The 5,917-nt window shown below is 71.0% G+C and carries 2 protein-coding genes and 5 pseudogenes; 2 read left to right on the plus strand and 5 right to left on the minus strand.

Features of this window, described 5'->3' with window-relative positions; all coding sequences use genetic code 11:
* The 3 genes and pseudogenes from ASJ79_RS33230 to ASJ79_RS16700 form a co-directional block, all read right to left on the minus strand.
* Positions 1-126: pseudogene (locus tag ASJ79_RS33230) on the minus strand (mammalian cell entry protein); the annotation flags it as partial.
* Positions 124-510: pseudogene (locus ASJ79_RS16695) on the minus strand (hydroxypyruvate isomerase); the annotation flags it as partial. The pseudogenes ASJ79_RS33230 and ASJ79_RS16695, both read right to left, overlap by 3 nt.
* Complete coding sequence (locus ASJ79_RS16700; protein WP_067957267.1) at positions 507-1,478, minus strand: Gfo/Idh/MocA family oxidoreductase; 972 nt, start codon at positions 1,476-1,478, stop codon at positions 507-509. The pseudogene ASJ79_RS16695 and the gene ASJ79_RS16700, both read right to left, overlap by 4 nt.
* A 105-nt stretch (positions 1,479-1,583) precedes the next feature.
* Here ASJ79_RS16700 and ASJ79_RS16705 point away from each other — a divergent pair.
* A pseudogene (locus ASJ79_RS16705) lies at positions 1,584-2,048 on the plus strand (LacI family DNA-binding transcriptional regulator); the annotation flags it as partial.
* Between the two features lie 45 nt (positions 2,049-2,093).
* On the opposite strand, the pseudogene ASJ79_RS34005 reads toward ASJ79_RS16705, so the two are convergent.
* A pseudogene (locus ASJ79_RS34005) lies at positions 2,094-2,426 on the minus strand (signal recognition particle-docking protein FtsY); the annotation flags it as partial.
* Positions 2,427-2,454: 28 nt separating this feature from the next.
* On the opposite strand from ASJ79_RS34005, the gene fni reads away from it, so the two are divergent.
* Complete coding sequence (gene fni, locus ASJ79_RS16710) at positions 2,455-3,483, plus strand: type 2 isopentenyl-diphosphate Delta-isomerase (RefSeq protein WP_067957270.1); 1,029 nt, start codon at positions 2,455-2,457, stop codon at positions 3,481-3,483.
* Between the two features lie 6 nt (positions 3,484-3,489).
* Here fni and smc read toward each other — a convergent pair.
* Positions 3,490-5,805, minus strand: a pseudogene (smc, locus tag ASJ79_RS16715) (chromosome segregation protein SMC); the annotation flags it as partial.
* Between the last annotated feature and the right edge of the window lie 112 nt (positions 5,806-5,917).

Genomic DNA, 5,917 nt, shown 5'->3' on the forward strand with positions numbered 1-5,917 from the left:
CTCGATGAGAGGCCCGTTCGGCGCCGAGTTCGGGTTCGGGGTGAACCGCACGTCGGGGATCATCGTGTTCGGGTCGCGGCCCCACGCCTGTTCGAGCGCACGGAGCATGCCGGAAACGCCGGTGCCGAGCTCGCCGAGCCGCTCCAGGGTGCGCGCGGCCGTCAGCCACATCTGGCCGGTGCTGCGCTGCCGCGGGCGCGCCGCCTGCCCGTCGACCAGCTCGGCGGTGTGCACGTTCAACCGCGTGACCCCCAGTGTCTCAGCGGCTTTGACGCTGAGCCGGGCGGTCCGGACCACCTCGTCGCAGCTGGCCGGGTCGACGAGGTCACCGTGCAGGTAGCCCGTCATCGACGTGAACACCGCCCCGGTGGCCGCCATTGCGTCGAGGTCCTTGTCGTGCCAGCTCCAGATCTCGACGGCGAACCCGAGATCGCGGATGCGTTCGACGCGGTCCAGGATCGGCAGGTCGGTGAACACCATCTCCGAGCACACCGCCAGCTGAAAGCTCACAGCCGCACCCCCGCCAACGACACCGCGGCGCCCCGCTCGATCGATTCCCGTGCGGCCAGCGCGATCTCGAGAGCGACGCGGGCGTCCCGCCCGGTGACCGCCGGCTCGGCGCCGGTGCGGACGCACTCGACGAAGTGCGAGAGCTGCGCGACGTACGCGTCGTGGAACAACTCGACGTTCGAGGATGCGGCCTGCCCGGGCGCCCGGCCCGCCTGCAGGATCCCGCCGGATCCGAACGCCTCGCCGCGCACGTCGTAGCCGTAGACCGCCTGGAAACTGGCCTCGGCGACGGCGAACGCGCCGTTGTCGAATCGGAGCTGCACCACCGAGGTGTCCAGGAAGCCCTGGCCGGCGAACTGCGGATGGATCAGCGCGTCCGCCTGCGCGTACACCTCGGTGACGCGGGCGCCCGGGTTGAGCCAGCACAGGGTGTCGAAATCGTGGATCAGCGTCTCGTTGAAGATGGTCCACGGTTTGACCCGGGCCGCCACCTCGGCGGAGATGCCGGGATCGCGGGTCAACGACCGCAGCAACTGCGGGGTCCCGATCGCCCCGCCGGCGATCCGCGCGTGCATCTCGGCGAAATCGGTCGCGAACCGCCGGTTGAAGCCGACCTGCAACGCGACCCCGGCCTCGCGCGCCGCGTCGATGGCGCGGTCGGCGTCCACGAGCGTCAACGCCATCGGCTTCTCGCAGAACACATGCTTGCCGGCCCGTGCCGCGGCGACCACGAGGTCGGCGTGCGAGGCGGCGGGCGAGCAGATCGCCACCGCGTCCACGGTGGGATCGGCGATCAGCTCCAGCGGATCGACATAGCTGCGGGGTACGGAAAGGCGCTCGGCTGCAGCGGATGCCGGGTCGGCAACGGCAACCAGGCGCGCACCGGGCAGGCGGGAGGCCAGCGTCCGGGCGTGGAAGCCGCCGATCCAGCCGGCGCCGATGAGCCCGAAGGCCAACGGGGAAGACATGTGAGGACTCCGAATCTGAACACGGGGACTAGAACGTTCTAGAAACGGTAGGCGGCGCAGCGGGATCTCGTCAACGGAGAATCTGGAACGTTCTAGGCTGAGCGCATGCAACGCAGACCCACGCTGGCGGACGTGGCCGAACGGGCCGGCGTGTCGCGGGCCCTGGTCTCGATCGTGATGCGCGAGGCCACCGGTGCCAGCGAGCAGACGCGGGAGCGGGTGAAACGCGCGGCCGAGGACATCGGCTACCGCCCCGACCCCCGGGCCCGGCGTCTGCGTCAGCACCGCACCAGGCTCGTGGGCGTGACGTTCTCGGCGCATCAGGAGTTCCACGCCGATCTCGTCGACGGTGTGTACGTCGCCGCCGACGCGCTCGGCTATGACGTCGTCCTCAGCGCCGTGACACCCCACCGCGAGGAACCGCGTGCGCTGCGCACGTTGGTCGACGACCGTTGCGAGGGTCTGGTGCTCGTCGGCCCGCAGATGCCGTCCCGCGCCCTGGCTGAGCTGGCCGCCAAGCTGCCGCTGGTCGTGGTGGCCCGCCGCGTGCGAGCCGTCGATGCGGTCCGCAGTGACGACGTGGCAGGTGCGGTGACCGGCATGGAACACCTCGTCGGGCTCGGGCGGCAGCACCGGCGGCTCGGGCAGCTTCACGTCGGCGATGGGACGCCTGGGTGCGTCGCGCGGGATGGTGGCATCATCGCCGACGGCGGGCAGGCCACTGGTGTCGATGCGCTCCGGCGCCTTCGGCGGGGCCTGCGCGGTTGTTGATTGGGCGAACGTGATGCCTGACGTCGCGGTATAACCGCCTGAACGATCGACGGGAGTGGCAGTGTCTGGAGCCGACAATCTGATCCGGCGACGGCGGTACCGCACCAGGCCCACGACGAGTGCGACGAGCAGCAGGACGGCGATGACCGCGATGGCGATCCAGAGACCTTCAGTCACCGCCCCATTGTCTCAGGGGACATGACCGGTGACGTCTGACCCCGGGTCCGCCCTGCAGCACCGCAAACGCAGGCACATCGACGTGTGCCTGACCGAGGCCGTCGACTACCAGACGGTGACCACCGGGCTGGAGCGCTACCGCCTGCCCTATAACGCGCTGACACAGACCGACCTCGACAGCGTGGACCTCAGTACCGAGTTCCTCGGGCGCCGGCTGCGCGCACCCGTTCTGATCGGTGCCATGACGGGCGGCGCGGCGCTGTCGGGGATCATCAACCGGAATCTGGCCGCCGCGGCGCAGGAGCTCGGCATCGGCATGATGCTGGGTTCACAGCGCGTGATGATCGACGACGCGGAGGCTGCCTCCAGTTTCGACGTCCGGGGCGTGGCGCCCGACGTCCTGTTGATCGGCAACATCGGGCTGGCCCAGGTGCAGGCGTCGATGGTGCCCGCCCTGGCCGCGGCGCTGGACCGGGTCGGCGCCGACGGCCTGGCCGTCCACACCAATCCGCTGCAGGAGGCGATGCAGCACAACGGTGACACCGACTTCTCGGGCTCGATCGGGAGGCTGTGTGAGGTGGCGGGCCGGATCGGCCACCCCGTCATGCTCAAAGAGGTCGGCCACGGCATCGGCGCCGCCGCCGCCGCCCAGCTCGTCGACTGCCCGATCGCCGCGGTCGACGTCGCGGGGGCCGGCGGTACGTCGTGGGCGCGCATCGAGCAGTTCGTCCGCTACGGCGAGGTGCGCTATCCCGCGCTCGCCGAGTGGGGCATCCCGACCGCCCAGGCCCTGACCGAGGTACGTCAGCTCCTTCCCGACGTCCCGCTGGTCGCCTCGGGCGGCATCCGCACCGGCATGGACGCCGCCAAGGCGCTCGCGATGGGCGCCCGGGTGGTGGCGATCGCGCGGCCGCTGCTCGCCCCCGCCGTCGAGTCCGCCGACGCCGTGGTGGATTGGCTGCAACGCTTCCTCGACGAGCTGCTGGTCTGCCTGCACGGCTGCGGGGCGTCCGATCTGACGGCGTTGCGGGAGCGGGGTGTCACCGCGATCGGCTGAGCGCGCTCAGGACGGGCTGGCCACCAGTTCCTGCCCGCGCATCCGCTGCGAGATCACCGTCGTGATGCCGTCACCGCGCATGGTGACGCCGTAGAGCGCGTCGGCGACCTCCATCGTGGGTTTCTGGTGGGTGATCACGATGAGCTGGGAACGCTCCCGCAGCTGCTCGAACAGGCTGATCAGACGACGCAGGTTGACGTCGTCGAGTGCGGCCTCCACCTCGTCCATCACGTAGAACGGCGACGGTCTGGCCCGGAAGATCGCCACCAGCATCGCCACCGCCGTCAGCGACTTCTCGCCGCCGGACAGCAGTGACAGCCTTTTGATCTTCTTGCCCGGCGGGCGCGCCTCGACCTCGATGCCGGTGGTCAGCATGTCGGCCGGATCGGTCAGCAGCAGCCTGCCCTCGCCGCCCGGGAACAGTGTCGAGAAGACCTGGGTGAACTCCCGCTCGACGTCCATGTAGGCCTCGGTGAAGACCTGCAGGATCCGCGAGTCGACCTCGGCGATGACGTCCAGCAGATCCTTGCGGGCGGCCTTGACGTCCTCGAGCTGGGTCGACAGGAAGTTGTAGCGCTCCTCCAGCGCGGCGAACTCCTCCAGCGCCAGCGGATTCACCCGGCCCAGCTCCCGCAGCTCCTTCTCCGCCCGCTTGGCGCGCCGCTCCTGGGTGGCCCGGTCGTAGGGCATCGGCGCCGGCGCGACCACCTGCTCGCCCCGCTCACGGGCCTGTTCGTACTCGGCCATCTCCAGTTCGGTCGGCGGCAGCGCGACCTCGGGTCCGTACTCGGCGATGAGGTCGGCGACGGCCATGCCGAACTGCTCGAGCACCTGCTGTTCGAGCTGCTCGATACGCAGGGCCGCTTGGGCTTTGGCGACCTCGTCCCGGTGCAGGGCGTCGGTGAGCGCGGCGATCCTCGTCGTCAGTTCGTTGACCTCTTCGCGAACCCTGGTCAACGCGCCGGCCCGGACCTGCCGCTCGGCGGCGACCTCGTCACGCACCCGCGACGCCACGGTCACCGCCTCACTCAGCCGCTGCGCGACGAAGCGACCGGACTCCGCGACAGCGCCCGCCACCGCGGCCGCGTGCACCCGGGCCTCCCGTGCCCGCGCCGCCCGCGCCCTCGCCTCGCGCTCGGTGAGCGCGGCGCGCCGGAGTGAATCAGCCCGCCCGCGAACGGCATTGACGCGCTCCTCGGCGGTGCGCACAGCCAGTCGCGCTTCCACCTCCGCCGAGCGCGCCGCTTCGGCCGCGGCCGTCGACTCCGAGCGGTCGACGACCTCGACGTCGAACATCGGCTCCTGCTGGGCGTGGTGCAGACGCAGTTCCAGCTCGGTCAGTTCCTCGACGGTGCGGTTGCGGCCGGCCTCCAGTTCGTCACGCTGCTGGATCAGCCGCTGCCACTCGTCGTCGGCCGCGCGGGCGTCCTGCCCGAGCCGCCCGAGCTGCTCGTAGATCGACGAGATCGCGGCGTCGGACTCGTTCAGCGCGGCCAGCGCCTGTTCGGCGGCGTCCTGCCGGGCCGACTGTTCGGCCAGCGCACCCGACAACGCCGCCGCGAGTTCTCGGGTCTGGCGCTCGGCGTCGGCCAGCTCCGCGCGCGCCTTGTCCACCTCGGAGGTGATCTCCAGCGTGCTGGGTTTGCGGTCCGAGCCACCGCTGACCCAGCCGGCACCGACCAGGTCGCCGTCGGCGGTAACGGCGCGCATCTGTGGTTGGCGCGCAACGATTTCCAGCGCCGACGCGAGGTCGCCCACCACTGCCACCCCGGCGAGCATCGCGGTGACCGCGCCCCGGATCCGCGGCGCCGGGTCGACGAGGTCGATCGCCCATGTCGCACCGGCGGGCGGCTCACCCGTCACCGGCGGTGGCGCCGGCCAGTCCCCGAGCACGATCGCGGCACGGCCGCCGTCGGCCTCTTTCAGCGCCGCCAGCGCCTGGGCGGCGGCCCCGGAGTTCTCCGCGGCGAGCGCATCGGCAGCGGCCCCGAGAACGGCGGCGATCGCCGCCTCGTGCCCTGGACGAACCTTGACCATGTTCGCCAGCGAGTCGAAAAGCCCTGAGCCGCCGTGGTTTTCCTTGAGCCAGGCGGCGCCGTCGCGGCGTTCGAGGCCCACCGACAGCGCATCGATACGGGCCTGCAGCGACGCCACCTGACGTTCGGCGGCCCGCTCGGCGGCCTGCAGCTCGGCGACGCGTTCGTCGGCCAGCCGCAGTGCCGCGACGGTGCGGTCGTGGTGTTCGTCGAGGCCGACCTCGCCGGCGTCCAGCTCGGCGACCCGGCCCTGGACCGTCTCGAATTCGGCCTGGGCCTGCTCCACGAGGTCGTCCTCGTCCTTACCGGTGATCGCTTCGCCGCACGGGCAGTTGAGGTGAGTCTTCATGGGTTCACAATGACACAGCCCCCGGCGCGCGATGAGACAAGATCGTCAA

This window comes from Mycobacterium sp. NAZ190054 (assembly GCF_001545925.1).
Taxonomy (GTDB): domain Bacteria; phylum Actinomycetota; class Actinomycetes; order Mycobacteriales; family Mycobacteriaceae; genus Mycobacterium.